Origin of the sequence: Dorea sp. Marseille-P4042, from assembly GCF_900290215.1 — a bacterium.
GTDB lineage: Bacteria > Bacillota > Clostridia > Lachnospirales > Lachnospiraceae > Dorea > Dorea formicigenerans.
In genome coordinates, this window is record NZ_OLMI01000001.1 from 1,030,770 (window position 1) to 1,047,982 (window position 17,213).

Consider the following 17,213-nt stretch of genomic DNA (forward strand, 5'->3'; position numbering starts at 1 on the left):
CTTTTATGATACCACCAGGAAAATTTTGCGTAAAATCAGTTCTTTTCATATATCTATAGGTTTTTTCTATAGGATTAATTTTTTTACGCCTTTCGTTATACTATCCTGTTATCTTTCCTCACTCTCATCAATCTTTTCCCCGAACCAAATGTTCAACTCTCCGCCGATCAAAATGCAATACATGCAGAAATACATCCACATCATGATCAACATGATCGTTGTCAGACTTCCGTACATACTGGAAAATCCCTGGAACACATCCACATATACAGAAAACACCCAGGAAATGACCATCCACCCCAGCGTAGAAAATACTGCTCCCGGAAGTTGCCTTTTATATGTGTCTCTTCTATTAGGAAGGAATTTATATATCAACAGTAAAAATACAATCATTACAATCGGTGTAATAATATTCCTTGCCCGGATCAGCCAGTCGGCCATATTTCTTAAAAATGGTACATGCTCAGCAATAAAAATATTCAGGCTGTTACCAAATACCGACAACACAAGTAAAAATATAATAACGAGTATAAACATTACTGTATAAACAGTTGCTCTTATCCTAAGGAAAAAATAGTTACGTGTCTCACGGCAATTATACACACAGTTCAGTCCTGAACTCATGGCAAGTACACCTTTTCCTGCCGACCAAAGTGCTACCACGATCGTAATCGGGATAATACCAGATGACTGATTATAGACCTGATTGACAATGGATGTAATCAATGAATCTACCGATGATGGAAATACCTGAATCACAGCCGTCATGACATCAGCCTTTGTGACGGGCGTATATTGCACCATAGTCAGTAACAACAATATAATCGGGATCATGCAGAGCATAAAGAAAAATGCTGTCTGTGCAGCGTATGCCCCAACATGGTCTTTCGTTATCTCTCCAGTCAGCTCCATGATGTCATCATATAATTCTTTTATCTTTTTCATCACTTTTACCTAGCTTTGTTTATGTTCCGGCGTTCCACTTTTCCCAGTGATACCGCCTGTTCTGAACAGTTACATAATTTTATATTTTATCCGATTTTATACATTTTGTCTACGAACAATTATCCAATGGTGACGCCTTGATAAAAAAAAGTCAATATTTCCTGATAGTTTTTTCCACATTTTGCCATTTCATTCGCACCGGTCTGACTCATGCCAATCCCATGTCCGAACCCGCCGCCCTTTATGACAAATGTATCTCCGGACTTGTTGATTGTGAAAAATGCACTTGGAAGAAGCTTGCTGCTTTTGACTTTTGTACCGTCCTGCTTTATAATTGTGTATCCTTTTCCTCCAAGAGCACGCCGGATTTTATTTTCCGTTGAGACTCTTACACTACCTTTGTCACCGACAGCCTCTATTGTTAATACTACACCACCCGGTCCATTTTCCAAAATATTGATATTCTGCAACGTTCCAATATCTTTGCCGGTATTTAGTCCAATCAAATTTGATAAAGTCTTTGCCTGAATCTTCGCCTCCCAGCGATACCATGGCAGATTTCTCTCATAATCACCGTTCTCATCTTTTACTTCTACAGACTGAAGATATCGGTTTCCGTCATTCTCCTCATTCCCCCATGCTTTCATACTGGTCGTCTTTCCGCAAGAAGTGGAATAATAATAAGTCGTCACAATCTCTCCGTCCAGACGCACGACTTGTCCTGCCGTCTCCTGAACAGCCAGATCTGCGCTGTCTGCCGGTGCACTGTTGCCGTAGACCTGATAATTCGTACTGTCATCCACATGAGCTTCATATTCCGGATATCCATATTCTGCCATCTGCCTGTAGGCGTAACTTCTGGCACAGACTGCCTGCGCTTTCAGCGCTTCTATTTCATAACCGGACGGCATTTCGCTGGGCACGACCCGGCACAGATAATTCTCAACAGGGAGTTCATTGATAATCGCAATTCCTTCCGCTGTTGTCCGAAGCTCCAGTATGCCTTGGTAAGAAGGAATCCCGTATCCACGCTTCAGGCTATTTACCGTAATCTCCCCTTCTTTTGCCTGGATCCGGATGTTCCCACTTTGAAAACGGCTGTCATCTGGCATAAATGTCACTTCCATCCCCGCTTCGCATTCTTCTACTGTCTCCCCATACGTAATAGAAAGTCCAGATGTTGAGCTGACTGTCACAGACGGATGAATGGTATTCTTATATCCATCCGTCATAAGAAGAACCCGGATATTCGGATTAGACACTACCTGCGTCTCTTCTCCCTGATTTTCCTGTTCCGTTTGTACTTCTTCCGGCTTCTGGTCAAATGCTTCTTTTTCCTGGCGGTTTCCACGGACTCCGCCTTCGAGATTACTTGTTAGTCCTGCAATAATAAACACCAGAACCAGCACTGTCATACCATAATAAAATCTCTTTTCTCCTCGTAAATGTTTCAAACTCTATTCTCTCCCTAATCATTATGTCCTATGATTGATTCAACACCCACTCAAGTAGAAGGGGAATTAAATAAATGTCCCCCCCTCACATTAGAAAAAGACAGCCGCGCAAACGACTGTCCTTTATCTTTTGTATGTTCCCCAAAATGCCGGTTCCTGTATTTTGACTCCTAGCTGTCTGCTAGGTGGGTGTCCGCATTCGCTTTTCTGCCATCCTCTGCATAATGAAGGCTCGACATATTACGAAGATATAAGAGTCCCGTTTAAAGTGATGTAGGTTCAAAATAACAGGAGTTATCGTGCATCCCAGGTTCTTACTTCTTGAATTATTATAACTCATTTACCCGTTTTTTACAACAGGTAGATTTATCTAGTTTCCATTTTATAAAATCTAAACATTACATTAAATATCATTATTTTTTCTGCAGTGACTGAATTGCATTTACCAGATTCAAATATGAATCTTCTACCTCTTCCTGATTTGGCTTTCCCTGAATCGTTTCTTCGGCCTCTTCTTTTGCCTGATTTAAAGTATTTACTGTTTCATCTGTATAAACACTCTGATTAATCTTTCCGGCACTTTCAATCAAATCTTTCAGTTTGCTTTCGTCTACTTTTTCAGCATTAATAACAAGCGCTTTTACTTCTGTCTGATTTTTTGATGTCTGCTCTTTACCAGCCATGCGGCTGATAGCAAAAACTGCTACCGCCGCAATGACTATGCATAAGATCAGGGCTGCCAGGATATAGGCTTTTTTCTTTTTATTCCGATATCTTCGATACCGTCTTTTGTGTTTCATGTGATTATTCACAGTTTCTAGATTGTTCTTTTTCTCTTAATCAGAACAATAATAGCTGCCACTGCTGCTCCTACAAGTGTAAGCATGTAAGCGATTGGCATACTCTCATCACCTGTTTTTGGAGCTTTTTTATTTTCGTTCTTTGTTTCTGCTTTCTTAGCTGCTGTCTTCTCTACCTTCTTATTGTCAGTAGTTTTGTTTGCTGTATTGTTTGCTGTATTGCCTGTAGAAGGTGTAGCTGGCTGAGTTGGCTGAGTTGGCTGTGCTGGCTCTGTTGGGTCTACCGGATCAACTGGATCAACTGGAGTCTCATCTTTTGTAAATGTAGCTGTTACTGTGTAGTCATCTTCTACTCCTTTTGGGAACACAATAGAGCTTGTGTTTGTGTCTAATGTATATACTACTTCACCTGCTTTATTTGTTACTTCCCAGCCTGTCCATGTATATCCTTCTTTTGCTGTTACAGTTGGAAGGAATCCAAGTGTATCATCAGCTTCCTGAAGGTTATTATTCTCAAGCTTTGTTGCTCCGTCATATCCTTCAAACTCACCCTTTTCAGGATCTACAACTACATTTGCATTAACTACTGCTGTTGTCTTATTCTCTGTAAATGTAGCTGTTACTGTGTAGTCATCTTCTACTCCTTTTGGGAACGCAATAGAGCTTGTGTTTGTGTCTAATGTGTATACTACTTCACCTGCTTTATTTGTTACTTCCCAGCCTGTCCATGTATATCCTTCTTTTGCTGTTACAGTTGGAAGGAATCCAAGTGTATCATCAGCTTCCTGAAGATTATTGTTCTCAAGCTTTGTTGCTCCGTCATATCCTTCAAACTCACCCTTTTCAGGATCTACAACTACATTTGCATTAACTACTGCTGCTTTTTCTTCTTTCACTTCTTCGAAAACTGGCTCTACAGAAATGTATCCAACATTTTCTCCATCGTTAAAGTGAGCAAGGCCTGCAAATCCTAAACTTGTTGCATTTGCATCAAGTTTGATTGACTCTTTTCCTTCTACTGTCCATCCTGCAAGTCTGTATCCATCATTAGCCTTTACTTCTGGTAAAAGAATTGGTGCCTCAGCAAACTCATCAAGATCTGTATAAGTGATTGTAGCATACTTATCATCTCTTCCTACAAATTCGCCTTTTTCAGGATCGATTGCAACATTAATTGTCACGCTTCTCTTAGCTGCCTCAGCTTTTTTGAACTGAGCTGTTACAACAATGTATCCTGTGTCAGATCCTTCTGGGAAGTGAGCAAGGCCTGTAATTCCAAATGTCTTTGCATCTGCACTCCAGAAACCTTCTTCTTTTCCGTTTACTAACCAACCTGTAAACTCGTAACCTTCTTTAGCCTTTACTGTAGGTACAAGGAACTGATCTGCTGAATCTTCTTTAATTGTATATGTAACAACTTTAGCCCCTGCCGGATCTGTAAACTGTCCCTCTTCTGGAGCGACATTGAAGTTTACAATTACATCTCTTGCTTCTTTTTCTTCTTTAATAGCTTTTACTTTTACATTAACATCTTTGTCTTTTCCATATGCTACTTCCACGTCAGTTATGTCACCACCAACTAATTCATAGCCTTCTGGAGCTGTAAAGGATGTTGCAGCAAATGTTGCTTTTTCACCTACTGTTCCATTCTTTGTTAATGAAACAATATACTGTGATCCATCTAATGGTGTACCGTTCTCATCTACATAATGAACACGTAAAACAGCATCAGCTTTCTTAGCTTCTTTCTTAAACTGAGCTTCCAATGTAGCATATCCGTCATTACTTCCTTTGGCATAATGAGCAAGTCCTGTAACTCCAAATGTCTTTGCATCTGCATCCCAGTTACCATCTGTTGCTCCGGATAATTTCCAGCCAGTGAATGTATATCCATTGATTCCTTCTACTTTTGGAACATCATACTGTGTCTCTGAATACTCATCATCATCAAATTTTACATACTCAGCGTTCGCTGGATTTGTAAATTTACCCTTTTCCGGATCAACATTAAATGTGATATGAGCTGTTTTTTTCTTCTCTACCTTCTGTACTTCTGCTGTAACTGTAGTATAGCCTTCTGTCGCTGTAGCTGGGTAAAAGTTTGCATTTGCATCTTCGAAAGTAAAACTTTCTTTACTTGCTTTCCAAGTTGTGTTACTTTTTCCTGATACTGTCCAACCTAAGAACTCATATCCGTCATCTACAGTAACTTTCGGTAAATCCTGCTCATCTCCTGCTTGCAGCTGATACTGTGCATGGTTTGTGCCATTATCAAATTTACCATTTTCAATGTTGAAATTAACTACCGCAACTTTTTTAGCGGTTGCATCTGTTGCTGCTTGCGTATTTGCACTTGACTCTGTTCCGTTAGTTGGCTCAGCAGCAAAAGTTGCTACTGAATTCCCCCCTACAAGAGCGACAGCCAGAGAAAACGCAAGCATTTGTTTAAGAACTTTGTTCTTCATACTTGTTTTTTCCTCACTTTCGTTTATTTAATTTCTGCCTTATCCCATTGCATGCCTATCCTAGCATTCCCATTATATGTCTTATATTCTAAGACGTCAACATTTTTGTCGTTATTTTTAAGACTTTTTGGTGTTTAAGAATTCCTTTACCTTAATATAATGATAAAAAGGAGTTTTTTGGCATATGAAGGATATTGGCGCTGTCTTAAAAAATGCACGAGAAAACAAAGAATTCACTCAGAAACAAGTGATGGAACTAACCGGTATCAATAAAAAATCCCTTTCCGGTTATGAAAATAATGTTGCTGAACCAGATCTTCAAACATTTGCAACACTGATTAATTTGTATGGACTTTCAGCAGATGAAGTCTTAGAAATTAGCACTTCTACTCCTTCTCTTTTACTTTCCAAAAAAGAAAGTTCTCTTCTTTCTACGTTTAACAAACTTGATTTTCAACATCAAGAAGAAATATTATTACTACTACGGACTTTAACAAGATACCTTACACAAAAAAGATAAAAAACAGCCCATACGCTCTTTTCAGATTGTATGGACTGTTTTTTTATTCCGTTCGAAGTGCGGTCACCGGATCACTCTTGGCAGCTTTCCTGGAAGGAATCAATCCGCCAAGTAAGGTAAGCACCACACTTAAAAGAATCAGTACGATCGCCGGTACGATTGGAAGGATTGCACTGACCCGGTCATTATCTGCAAGTGCATGTATCAGCATATTTCCCGGGATCAATATCAAAAGCGTCAGTCCGATACCGATAAGTCCGGCGCAAAGTCCGATGATAAATGTCTCTGCATTAAATACTTGTGATATATTTCCTTTGGATGCTCCAATGGCTCTTAAAATACCAATCTCTTTCTTTCGCTCCAGCACACTAATATAGGTAATAACTCCAATCATAATCGATGATACGATCAGGGAAATTGCCACAAATGCAATTAATACATAACTGATCGTATTGATAATAGTGGTCACGGATGACATCATTGTTCCTACTATATCTGTATAAGAAATCACCTGTTCTTCTTTTCCCTCGTCTTCCATTTGCTGATTATAATGATCCAGAACCTCTACCACTTTTTCTTTGTTATCAAAGTCTTTTGGATAAATGGAAATGGAACTCGGATGACTGAAATCTGCATATCCGAGCTGCTGCAGATTATTATCATAGGAAGCGCTCTGTGTCCCAGACATGGACATCATAAGTTCCGTCAGATCATCTTCCGTCATATTGAACTGGAATGCATTTGAAAATGCATCGGCATTAAAGTTCATAGAGCCTCCCAGTGCTTTTTGCAGATTTTCTCCAATCCGGCTCATGGCAGATGTCATAACCGTTTCAAGTCCACCGGCAAGCTGCGTGGTCACCTGACTCATAGCGGATGTCATCTGTGTACTGATTGCCTGAGAAATAGCACCGGTATATGCACTCATGGTCTGACCCATGTAGCTACTCATGGCCGTGCTGATCTGCTTTTGGAGACTGTCCATATTGATTGCCTCAGAAAGTCCCTGATTCAGGCGCCTCTTTCCATCATCCGTCTTTATATAATTCACAAAATTCTCTGCCATCTTTGTCGGATCTGCATAATTCTTTTCCTTTGCATATGCAGTATACCCATCTGCCAGTTCCTTTGCCATAGCTTGCAGTGTGTCACTGGAAATGTTGAAATCTATATTTCCAAATATTTCATTGGCCCATTTATTTACAATTGCATTGGCACGCCCGGTCTGTAGATACTGCTGGAAGTACGTTCCAAATTCCTCTGCGCCCGGATTAGCGTTCTGCTCTACAAGCCAGCTTTGAAAATCACTCATCACGCTGGTCAACAGTTCCTGAATCTGCTCTGGTGTAATCGTAACTTCCCCGTTAGTTTTCAGAATGTCTTTCAAATATTTCTGAATAATGGCCTTTGCCTGATCGGAAGTCAGATATTCTGCAATCTGATTTCCAAGATTGGAATAATCTGCTTCCGGATGACTCTTTACATATTCCTGATAACCTTCCGAAAGGCTAATTAACATTTTCTGCATGCCATCCGCATTGACCTGTACATCCAGATTCGTAAGAATATCCCCCAGATTCATCTGTGGCATATTGCCCATGTTGATTTCTACCTGATCCAGATTCACCATACCGGACAAATCCATAGAATTTCCGTCCATCTGAAATGCCTTGGAAAGATCAAGTCCCGACAGATCCATGGAACTTCCAAGATTGTTCATGGCACTGCTGTCAAAACCAAATGCGTTTTTCATGGCATCCTCATCTATACTGAACAGAGAATTCATGTCAAATCCATTGTTCCCATCTGTATTGCCAAATTCTTCCCCGGTAAATACATTTATATTCGGATTCGCAAGCTGCTGTTTTACAATCTCGCTGCCTTTTGCCTGTTCTGCCACATGATTTACAAGGTCTGCGGTATAGTTAATTCCCGGTGTCAGTGATGAAGCCTTCGCATCTTCGGCTGACTGCACGATTCCCACAATTTTTACATTCTCACCGTCTTCGACCAGTTTTTTCATGTAATCCGCATTGTCAGTTTTGTCTTTCCACACCTGATATTGGTCGTCGTATTCATAATAATCTGAAGCATTTACCAGTTTAAATGTCTTTCCTATAATATCATCATAGGTATAACTTCCGATATCTTTGGGAGTTTTTATCGTCTCTTCGTTGATGAACTGCTTAATCATATCATCGAGTTCAACCTGGTCTCTGAGTCCCAATGTATATAATAAGAAGTCGCTCATAGAACCATCCGGCGTCAGCACAAGAACGCATTCGTTATATTTTTTCGGCCATCTTCCGGCTTTCACATCATACTGATCTTCATATAGATCCGTATTTTCCGGCATCTCAAAGAACACATTAGTACTCATCATGGAGGACATCAGGCTGTTCGAACCTTCTGATGCACCAAGTCCCAATGAGGAAAATGACTGATCCGGATTGACCTGGCGAACATTGTCACCGTCCTGTCGGAACAACTGCGGCATCACATTGTAAGAATATTCTATTGCTTTTGTATAGTCATGAATCTTAGATTCTCCGCTGTCCAGATATCTTTTCAAAGCTCCAAGATCATTGGAATCCATCTTTGAAAACATATTGGTGACTACCTGCATGACCTTTACCTTGTCTTTATCTTTTCCACTTTTCTTATCATCACTGCTTTCAGGATCCCCATTCATACCCACCATCATGGAAGTGAGATCAAATCCGGTACTTTGTATCTGCAGCGGATATTCAGACAATGTCTCCTCCTCAATGGACCGGATATAAGCGTTGACGCCATTTGAAAGAGCCAGAATCAGTGCAATTCCGATAATTCCAATAGATCCTGCAAAAGAAGTCAGAAGGGTTCTTGCTTTCTTTGTCCTTAAGTTATTAAAACTCAGTGACAGTGCAGTCAGAAAAGACATGGAAGATTTCCCCATATTCTTATGCTCCGGCGGTGCCAGATTTTCCTCTTCCACAATATATTCATCTGTGTCCGAACGGATCTTTCCATCTTTCAGATTGACGATCCTGGTCGCATACTGCTCTGCCAGTTCCGGGTTATGTGTGACCATAACGACCAGACGGTCTTTCGCCACCTCTCTAAGAAGATCCATGACCTGCACACTGGTGTCACTGTCCAGTGCTCCTGTCGGCTCATCTGCAAGCAGGATCTCCGGATCATTGACCAGCGCTCTTGCAATTGCAACTCTCTGCATCTGGCCTCCCGACATCTGGTTCGGCTTCTTATGAAGCTGCTGCCCAAGACCCACCTTCTCCAGTGCATCCACTGCACGCTTTCTTCGCTCTTCCTTCCCGACTCCCGAAATTGTCAGTGCCAGCTCAACATTTGCAAGCACCGTCTGATGTGGAATCAGATTGTAGCTTTGGAATACAAAACCAATCGTATGATTACGGTACGAATCCCAGTCTCTGTCCTTATATTTTTTCGTGGAAATGCCGTTGATGATAAGATCTCCGCTGTCATAGCGGTCCAGTCCTCCGATAATATTCAGAAGCGTGGTTTTACCGGAACCACTGGGACCTAAGATTGCTACGAATTCATTATCTCTCAGATTCAGACTCACATCGTCCAGAGCCTTCTGTACCAGACTTCCCGTCCGGTACTCTTTTTTGATGTGTTGTATTTGAAGCATTCAAATTCTCCTATAGTTATATTTTGACTGTAATTTTTAGTTCATCTAATTATAGCGTAAATTTGTATACTTTTTCACACTGAGAAATGTTTTTAATAAAAGTTTTAGATATGTACTTTAAATGTATATTCCATACAATTTTATAAGATTTTCAAATGATTACATCTGGTGTCTTACAATGCGATAGTCATCACCATTTCTATAATATGGACATTGATAGTGCTGGTCAGAGATCAGACGCATATATTCGTCCTCGTCCATATTGACATCACACATATAGCTTTCGTATTCTTCATCATATGTATAATACGTACAAGTCTCACAACTACCTCTCTGAGTGGTCTTTGCCATTTTTTCTTTTCCTTCCATGTAATTCTGTATTTTCTCTTTTTTCACAAACGTTCTTACTTATCATAGCACAAAAAGAGCATCACAGGAACTTTTTTATTGACAGCAAAAAACGCCTGAAACAAGTATGAATTTCTTCTACAAGTTCCAGACGTCTTTTTATAGGTTTCGCATTCTGTTATTTTAGGAAAAGAACATTTTTATGGAAAGTGCTCTTAACGTTCTTCATCTTCTTACATTTTCCTACTTTACGTTAAATGCTCCGATTCCAGGATATACAGCTGTATCTCCAAGCTGCTCTTCAATGCGAAGAAGCTGATTGTATTTTGCGACACGCTCAGATCTTGACGGTGCTCCTGTTTTAATCTGGCATGTGTTAAGCGCAACTGCCAGGTCAGCGATTGTAGTATCCGCAGTCTCGCCAGAACGATGTGAAGCAATTGCCGTGTATCCGGCTTTGTGTGCCATCTTAATAGCCTCCAGTGTCTCGGATACAGAACCAATCTGATTCAGCTTGATCAGAATGGAGTTTGCGCATCCCATCTTGATTCCTTTTTCCAGTCTCTCTGTATTTGTAACAAATAAATCGTCACCAACCAGCTGAACTTTATCTCCAAGTTCGGCTGTCAGTTTCTTCCAGCCTTCCCAGTCTTCCTCGTCCAATGCATCTTCGATGGAAATGATTGGATATTTCTCAACCAGTTTCTTCCAGTGCTCAATTAACTGCTCTGACGTATAAACAGTTCCTGCTTTTGGGAGCTTATATTCTCCGACTGTTCCTGTCTTCCACTCAGAAGAAGCTGCATCCATGGCAATTCTGAAATCACGTCCAGGCTCATAGCCGGCTTTCTTCACTGCTTCCAGAATCGTCTCAATCGCTTCCTCATCAGATTTCAATGCAGGAGCAAATCCTCCTTCATCACCGACAGATGTCGCAAGTCCTCTTTCTTTTAAGATTGATGCAAGTGCGTGGAACACTTCTGCACACCAGCGCAGACACTCTTTAAAACTCGGTGCCCCGACTGGCATAATCATGAACTCCTGTACATCAAGTCCGGAAGACAATGCATGGCAGCCTCCGTTGATGATATTCATCATCGGTACCGGAAGACGGTTTCCTGAAATACCACCCAAAAATCTATAAAGCGGAATATCTAAGGAAATAGATGCTGCACGGCAGCAGGCAATGGATACAGCAAGAATTGCATTTGCACCAAGGTTTGTCTTTCCTTTTGTTCCATCTGCTTTGATCATAGCACCATCAATCGCATAGATATCAGATGCATCCATACCTGTAATTGTATCATTAATGACTGTATTTATATTTTCAACTGCTTTCTGAACACCCTTTCCGCCATAACGGTTCGGATCAGCGTCTCGAAGTTCCAATGCCTCAAATTCTCCTGTGGAAGCTCCACTCGGTGCTGTGCCTCTGGCAATCGTTCCATCTACCAGATGTACCTCAGCTTCTACTGTCGGATTTCCTCTGGAATCCAGTATTTCTCTTCCGATGACTTTTTCAATTTCCAAGTAGTCCATGTTCGTATCCCCTTTCATCGTTTCATTTTACAGAACTCCGCCGGAAGCTGGATCCACTTCCGGTATCTGGGAGTTCAAATGATTTATTCACACAATGATTAGAAGTATCTAACCACAATTAGCATATGCTAACCATGATCAAATTGCAAGAACTTTTTTTCTCATTTACATACTATTTTTCTCATTTATATACTATCTGAATTTCTATATTCACTTCAGCAATTCTTGATACCATGTATTCATCTCATCTGTATCTTTACTATTAATAAACACGGTATAATCTGTCGCCTTAATTTCAATCACATTTTCCTGGTCCAGCCACACATACATCCGGCATTTTCCAGTCTTCTTTCCTTCAAATTTTCCCAGCAGCTGTTTCTCGTCTGAAGATCCATTTGTCCGGTTGTAATAATCCTCCGGCAGTCCGTTCTCTAATAATTTTACACTCCGAATCTCTTTTTTCTTCATAGTTGTATTCGTATATCCGGAAGTAATTCTGACTTCCGTTCCATCTGCTACAAGACGAATCGGTGTAAAATCCATTCTTAAAAAGACAATACACATCCAGAACAAAAGTACTACAACTACAATACAAATGCCACCGAACATATACCTTCCTGCCGGCTTTCCAACGTTTGTTGTATAATTCATACTGTTGAATCTGTCCTGCACAAATAATCTTGGGTCACCCGGATTATCATACCAGCCATTTCTCCAATAGTAATCATCATCCATATACATTGGCGTTTCATCTTCACTTTGTAGTACATTTTTTTTGTTTCTTAATCCACATAGAAGTTGCTATAGCAATTATTACAGGTACACACGTCACTGCGACATATATAATAATATCCAGATTATAAATCCATTCTTCTTTTGTCATTCTATACGCAAGATAGAGCCAGGCAATCGCATTACAAATATTTGCCACAAGAAAGCAGATACTCCAGCTCCTCTTTTCCAGATAATTAATTCTGAAATTCAGCTCCGAATTCTCACTGTAAATCCGGTTCGCTCCTCTTTTGAATATCCATGCAATCCACAGAAATACAACGCCGACAATTACAGAGGTTAAAAATAAAATCCAGCCCTGTGAATTCTCGGAAAACGTTCCAAGATAAATTCGAAAGCCTTTAAAAGCAAATGGAACTGCCAGTATTAGAATCAAGACAATATGATACCATAATGGCAGACTCATTCTCTCACTATGCATCATAGTCTTAGTATCGACCCCTGCCATTGTCGTGCTGTCTTCTGTATCTTCTCCCAACGTTCCCCATCTATATTGGATTTTCAAATCATAAAGTTTCCTGTGATTTCTGAACATGACACCGACTGCGCCCACAATATAACACAGAAACCATACACACCACACACACATAAATATCGATGTATACCAGAAACACAATCCACAAATAACAACTCCGGATATACCAAGTCCCAGATAAACCTTCCGCACATCTTTTTTATAATTTTTCATAAATTCTACAAGCACTGGATCTTCCTGCTTCTCACGTCGTATATGTACTCCAAGAACCATTCCATCACTGTAACCTGCTATTGCTGTTCTTCCATACACTGCATAGGCAATTCCCACCATAAAAAGATCTGTTATTAAGAATATGATTGCTAAAATCATGAAAATGCAACCTCCATTCCCTGAAATGCCTTACGGCATAATTCTATAAAATCATTTTGATCCATGCCTCGAATCGTTGCCTCTGCGCTCAGAAGTTCCAGTTCATCCTTGAGTTTCTCCTGAAATTCTCCATCTGAACTTCTTCTAGAATCCCGTAAATTACAGACAACAGTTCCCTTTCTCCGGTCAGTCTCGATAAAACCTTCTGCCTTTAATAACTGATATGCTTTACTGACGGTCATTGTATTTACCCCAAGTTCCATAGCCATCTGACGAACCGTTGGCAACGATTCTCCCCTCTCGAATTCACCTTTTCCGATTCCCTTCACAATCTCATTGCGCAGCTGCAGGTAAATCGATGTCTCTGATTTTGTATTGATCTTAATAATCATGATTGTCTCCTTCTGAATCCATTATCTTATCTTGCAACAAGGATTTTATATCTTCGCTTTTATTGTATTATAACACATAATACACATAATACAATAATTTTGTATCATTTCTTGCAATACAATCATTCATCTCTTCATTTAACGCATATTCTTTTTAACGCTCATGCAAAATAAAAAAGATATAAACATTGCAAATTCGGTTTTCAAATCCACGACATCTATATCTTTCTTTTTAGCATATTCCCTTTTTGACGCATTCCTTATACTCGTAGTATGTGTTCGAGAATGCCCTCTATATTATTTCTATCCCAACAACTCCTCTTTCTTACTGAGGATTGCTTCTACTGCTGCGCATGCCGGGCAGTCACAATACTTTGCTCCTGCTGCTTTAATCTCTCTTCCGTGCTCTGCTACACCTTTGGCTTTTTCCGGTCCGCCAAATACTTTTGCTCCTGCATCGGACTCTGCAAATGCGATCAGTCCATCAATTGGAATAATATCTTCTTCCATCTCAGCGATGAATTTCTTTGTCTCTTCTCCTCATTCACCCCAGACAGTCGATAGACAACTTTTAATCTTTCACCAGCACTTCGAATGCTTCTTTGTTCTGCAAGTTCTCTTGCATTCCTCTTTAATTCTTCTTGCTCTTTCTTGAAAATATGCATCAAATTATGCTTATATTCTTCCAGATTATGTACTTTATATGCCTGCATTTGATCTTGAATCCATCCTTTATATACAGGGATATCCCGCAGGACTACCGGCACTTCACAGGCAAGTGCCTCCAGCACTACTATCCCTTCCGTCTCTTCATAGCTGAAGAATGCAAATGCGTCGGCTCCGCAGTAGGCGTTCCGAAGTTCTTCTGCTTCCACATATCCGGCAAAGATTACATTTTCACTTTTCTTTTTTACTGCTTCTTTTACTTCTTGTGTCACCAGGCTGTCATTTCCGCCTCCAAACCAGATAAAGGTTGTTTCCGGCATCATCTTTGCCAGCTTTAGGAAATCCAGAATACCTTTTCTCTGAATCAGATGCCCTGCTGATACAACCACTTTACGATTCATTGGAATTTTATATTTCTCATGAATCTCCTGCTTTTCTTTCTCTTTATTTCTGGATTGGAAAAATTCCGTATCTACTCCATTGGAAACAGCATAGATTTTCTTTTGGATTCCATAGCTTTTCAAAAGACCTTTGGAATACTCTGTCGGTGTAATGACAATATCTCCAAGACCGTAGCAGAAACAGATCCATTTCTTAAAAAGAGGTGCGAAACGGTTGGAACCGATAAAAGAGTTCCGGAAGTCCTCCATCGTTGAATGTCCATAATAGACGACTTTCTTACCTTGCATTTTTGCCAGACAGGCTGCCAGCACGGAATCCGGAAATACCGTATTAATGTGTACAATATCCGCCTCTTTCCAGCTTTTTGCTTCTTCAATATCTGCCTGCTTCAACATATTCTTCTGGTGTTTGATTGCACTGCCCACACCACTTTTTGCAACAATTCCAAAACCACCTTCGTATATATATGTCTTCATAATTTCATCCCCCATTCTTAATCTTTCTTCAAGGTGTAACATTTTACCTTCTACCGATAACACATTAGACTGAGAATATCATCCGAAATGCTGTCGTAAGTCCCAGACTGTAAAGTGCAATGGAACATGGTTTTCCAAGCAAAATGACAAGCGAGAACTGCTTCCATGTCATCTTCGTCGTTCCTGCCAGATAACATAAGAAGTCATCTGGTGCTACCGGAAAAAAGATTGCCAGTGTAAATAATTTTAAGAACCGGCTGTCTTTTTCTGTCCAGGAATCATATTTCTGAACCAATTTTTCCGAGAACATCTTATATAAAACCGGACGTCCCATCATTCTGGATATTCCAAATGCTGCCAGTGAACCAATACAGATTCCTATATAATTATATACGAATCCAAGCCATGGCCCGAAGAAAATCACTCCTCCCAGGCAGCTGATTCCTCCTGGAAGAATCGGAATGACTACCTGGACAATCTGAATCAGTACAAAAATTGCCATTCCTCCATATCCGAACTTAGCAATAAATGCCTGTAATGTATCCACAGAATCCAGAATGCCATTTTTATATGCCCAAAATGCAAGTGCTACACAGATCAATAACCCGGCAAGTGAGACCAGATTCCATATTTTCGCCATTTGATTTCTATCATTAAGCTGCATAGACATTCCGTCTTTTTCTTTCTTCCAGCGCTGCCAGGTAAACCCTCTCCACCCGCTTCGCAAAGCTCTCTTTTGAAAACTGATCTGCTGTCCGAACTGCTGTATTGCGCATTCTCCTCTTTTCATCTTCACTGAACTCCTTCCATTTCTGTATACACTCAAGGTACATAGACTCATTTTCATACTGCCAGCCATTCTTTCCTTCCGTAACTACCTCTTTCAGGCAGTCATCTTTTCTACATAAAAGCGGTACTCCACCAGCCAGTGCCTCATCATATGTCATACCCTGTGTTTCGCTTGTTGATGCGCTGACGAAAAGATCTCCAATCTGATAATATCTGGCGACTTCATCTGGCGACACCATTCCTGTAAAGATTACACTATCTGTTACTTGATATTCTTTTGCCTTTTCTTCCAGTGTAGTTCTATATGGCCCGTCTCCTACTAAGACAAGTTTTATATTGTTTTGTATACTTTTTTGATACCAAAGCAACTCTTCAATGTTCTTTTCTTTTGCCATTCTCCCAACATAAACGAAAACAATCTCTTCTTCCTTTATGCCATATCGTTCCCGAAGCGCCTCTCTGCTTCCATCATCAATTCGTCTTCTGTATTTTTCTGTATCAATTCCAGACGGTACAACACTGACCGGACAACTTACCCGGTAGCCTTCCAGAATCCGCTCTATCTTTCCACTTGGTGCAATCATGGCATCCACCTGATCTGATAATTTTCTTGTCATCATCTGTACCAGGCTCCTGCCCCATGCTTTCTGTGGTGAGAAATAATGTGTGTAATCCTCATATACAGTATGGTATGTGTGAATGATTGGAATATCTAGTTCTCCTGCAATTCTCTTTGCCAGAAAAAATGTAGAGAATTCGCACTGGGAATGAATCAGATCCGGCTTCCATGCAAGCAGCTCTTCCATATATTCTCCCGCCACAACCGGAATCTTCACCCTTGCCTGTGGATATATCTTTCCCATACCTACCGATCCTGCATAGATCACATTTTCCTCTTTATATGAATGACAGTTTCTGGAAAGCGTCAGAACCTTTACTTCATGACCACGTTTTTCCAATTGCTCTGTCAGATTTAACACGGAAGTCACAACTCCATTTATCACAGGTCTGTACCAGTCTGTTGTAATCAGTATTTTCATTGTTCATTACCTCCTCTTCCTTACAGTAACAAGCTTATCACCCGGTTCTTAAAATAAACGCAGTCAATTCTAAATATTTCTTA

General features: G+C 40.3%; 14 protein-coding genes, 1 other RNA gene and 1 pseudogene. 1 reads left to right on the forward strand and 15 read right to left on the reverse strand.

The annotated features are described in order from the left end of the window. Positions 1-108: 108 nt before the first annotated feature. The 5 genes from C7E02_RS05190 to C7E02_RS05210 all read right to left on the reverse strand — a co-directional run bounded on the left by C7E02_RS05190 (position 109) and on the right by C7E02_RS05210 (position 5,664). Positions 109-945: a YihY/virulence factor BrkB family protein gene (locus C7E02_RS05190; protein WP_022278472.1), complete on the reverse strand. Its 837-nt coding sequence runs from the start codon at positions 943-945 to the stop codon at positions 109-111. Positions 946-1,064: 119 nt separating this feature from the next. Next, positions 1,065-2,360 (reverse strand): SpoIID/LytB domain-containing protein, encoded by a 1,296-nt coding sequence (locus C7E02_RS05195; protein WP_105309018.1) that lies wholly within the window; start codon positions 2,358-2,360, stop codon positions 1,065-1,067. Positions 2,361-2,533: 173 nt separating this feature from the next. After that, a non-coding RNA gene (gene ssrS / locus C7E02_RS05200) (6S RNA) lies at positions 2,534-2,715 on the reverse strand. 97 nt (positions 2,716-2,812) lie between these two features. Then, a complete protein-coding gene (locus tag C7E02_RS05205; protein ID WP_005334192.1) occupies positions 2,813-3,199 on the reverse strand; it encodes a hypothetical protein in 387 nt (128 codons plus the stop codon). A 17-nt stretch (positions 3,200-3,216) separates the two neighbouring features. Beyond that, positions 3,217-5,664: an InlB B-repeat-containing protein gene (locus C7E02_RS05210; RefSeq protein ID WP_105308973.1), complete on the reverse strand. Its 2,448-nt coding sequence runs from the start codon at positions 5,662-5,664 to the stop codon at positions 3,217-3,219. A 184-nt stretch (positions 5,665-5,848) separates the two neighbouring features. On the opposite strand from C7E02_RS05210, the gene C7E02_RS05215 reads away from it, so the two are divergent. Then, positions 5,849-6,184, forward strand: coding sequence for a helix-turn-helix domain-containing protein (locus C7E02_RS05215; RefSeq protein WP_005338688.1), 336 nt, complete (start codon positions 5,849-5,851; stop codon positions 6,182-6,184). A gap of 43 nt (positions 6,185-6,227) precedes the next feature. Here C7E02_RS05215 and C7E02_RS05220 read toward each other — a convergent pair whose 3' ends face one another. The 10 genes and pseudogenes from C7E02_RS05220 to C7E02_RS05260 form a co-directional block, all read right to left on the reverse strand. Further along, a complete protein-coding gene (locus C7E02_RS05220) occupies positions 6,228-9,839 on the reverse strand; it encodes an ABC transporter ATP-binding protein/permease (RefSeq protein WP_105308974.1) in 3,612 nt (1,203 codons plus the stop codon). Positions 9,840-9,998: 159 nt separating this feature from the next. Then, complete coding sequence (locus C7E02_RS05225) at positions 9,999-10,190, reverse strand: DUF6472 family protein (protein ID WP_005334199.1); 192 nt, start codon at positions 10,188-10,190, stop codon at positions 9,999-10,001. A 240-nt stretch (positions 10,191-10,430) separates the two neighbouring features. Continuing rightward, a complete protein-coding gene (gene eno, locus C7E02_RS05230; protein WP_022278463.1) occupies positions 10,431-11,726 on the reverse strand; it encodes a phosphopyruvate hydratase in 1,296 nt (431 codons plus the stop codon). 210 nt (positions 11,727-11,936) lie between these two features. Then, positions 11,937-12,467 carry a PH domain-containing protein gene (locus C7E02_RS19640; protein ID WP_242978748.1) on the reverse strand — a complete coding sequence of 177 codons (531 nt, stop codon included), beginning with the start codon at positions 12,465-12,467 and terminating at the stop codon, positions 11,937-11,939. Between the two features lie 13 nt (positions 12,468-12,480). Next, positions 12,481-13,365, reverse strand: coding sequence for a hypothetical protein (locus C7E02_RS19645; protein WP_242978749.1), 885 nt, complete (start codon positions 13,363-13,365; stop codon positions 12,481-12,483). After that, the gene (locus C7E02_RS05240) at positions 13,362-13,757 is read right to left on the reverse strand and encodes a GntR family transcriptional regulator (protein WP_022278461.1); all 396 of its coding nucleotides are present in this window, start codon (positions 13,755-13,757) and stop codon (positions 13,362-13,364) included. Before C7E02_RS05240 ends, C7E02_RS19645 begins: the two co-directional genes overlap by 4 nt. A gap of 303 nt (positions 13,758-14,060) precedes the next feature. After that, positions 14,061-14,294, reverse strand: a pseudogene (locus C7E02_RS05245) (molecular chaperone Hsp90); the annotation flags it as partial. Further along, the gene (locus C7E02_RS05250; protein ID WP_242978750.1) at positions 14,234-15,301 is read right to left on the reverse strand and encodes a glycosyltransferase; all 1,068 of its coding nucleotides are present in this window, start codon (positions 15,299-15,301) and stop codon (positions 14,234-14,236) included. The gene C7E02_RS05250 and the pseudogene C7E02_RS05245, both read right to left, overlap by 61 nt. A 64-nt stretch (positions 15,302-15,365) precedes the next feature. Beyond that, a complete protein-coding gene (locus tag C7E02_RS05255; protein ID WP_005338675.1) occupies positions 15,366-15,965 on the reverse strand; it encodes a TVP38/TMEM64 family protein in 600 nt (199 codons plus the stop codon). Further along, positions 15,955-17,130, reverse strand: a complete 1,176-nt coding sequence (locus tag C7E02_RS05260; protein WP_105308976.1) for a glycosyltransferase family 4 protein — start codon at positions 17,128-17,130, stop codon at positions 15,955-15,957. Before C7E02_RS05260 ends, C7E02_RS05255 begins: the two co-directional genes overlap by 11 nt. Positions 17,131-17,213 lie beyond the last annotated feature (83 nt).

Excerpts from the sequence above, each read along its gene's own strand:
- C7E02_RS05220 (WP_105308974.1), bottom strand. The coding sequence starts at position 9,839 with ATGCTTCAAATACAACACATCAAAAAAGAGTACCGGACGGGAAGTCTG.
- C7E02_RS05215 (WP_005338688.1), top strand. The coding sequence starts at position 5,849 with ATGAAGGATATTGGCGCTGTCTTAAAAAATGCACGAGAAAACAAAGAA.
- eno (WP_022278463.1), bottom strand. The coding sequence starts at position 11,726 with ATGGACTACTTGGAAATTGAAAAAGTCATCGGAAGAGAAATACTGGAT.
- C7E02_RS05260 (WP_105308976.1), bottom strand. The coding sequence starts at position 17,130 with ATGAAAATACTGATTACAACAGACTGGTACAGACCTGTGATAAATGGA.
- C7E02_RS05250 (WP_242978750.1), bottom strand. The coding sequence starts at position 15,301 with ATGAAGACATATATATACGAAGGTGGTTTTGGAATTGTTGCAAAAAGT.
- C7E02_RS05210 (WP_105308973.1), bottom strand. The coding sequence starts at position 5,664 with ATGAAGAACAAAGTTCTTAAACAAATGCTTGCGTTTTCTCTGGCTGTC.
- C7E02_RS05205 (WP_005334192.1), bottom strand. The coding sequence starts at position 3,199 with ATGAAACACAAAAGACGGTATCGAAGATATCGGAATAAAAAGAAAAAA.
- C7E02_RS05255 (WP_005338675.1), bottom strand. The coding sequence starts at position 15,965 with ATGCAGCTTAATGATAGAAATCAAATGGCGAAAATATGGAATCTGGTC.
- C7E02_RS19645 (WP_242978749.1), bottom strand. The coding sequence starts at position 13,365 with ATGATTTTAGCAATCATATTCTTAATAACAGATCTTTTTATGGTGGGA.
- C7E02_RS05195 (WP_105309018.1), bottom strand. The coding sequence starts at position 2,360 with ATGACAGTGCTGGTTCTGGTGTTTATTATTGCAGGACTAACAAGTAAT.
- C7E02_RS05190 (WP_022278472.1), bottom strand. The coding sequence starts at position 945 with ATGAAAAAGATAAAAGAATTATATGATGACATCATGGAGCTGACTGGA.
- C7E02_RS05240 (WP_022278461.1), bottom strand. The coding sequence starts at position 13,757 with ATGATTATTAAGATCAATACAAAATCAGAGACATCGATTTACCTGCAG.
- C7E02_RS19640 (WP_242978748.1), bottom strand. The coding sequence starts at position 12,467 with ATGTATATGGATGATGATTACTATTGGAGAAATGGCTGGTATGATAAT.
- C7E02_RS05225 (WP_005334199.1), bottom strand. The coding sequence starts at position 10,190 with ATGGCAAAGACCACTCAGAGAGGTAGTTGTGAGACTTGTACGTATTAT.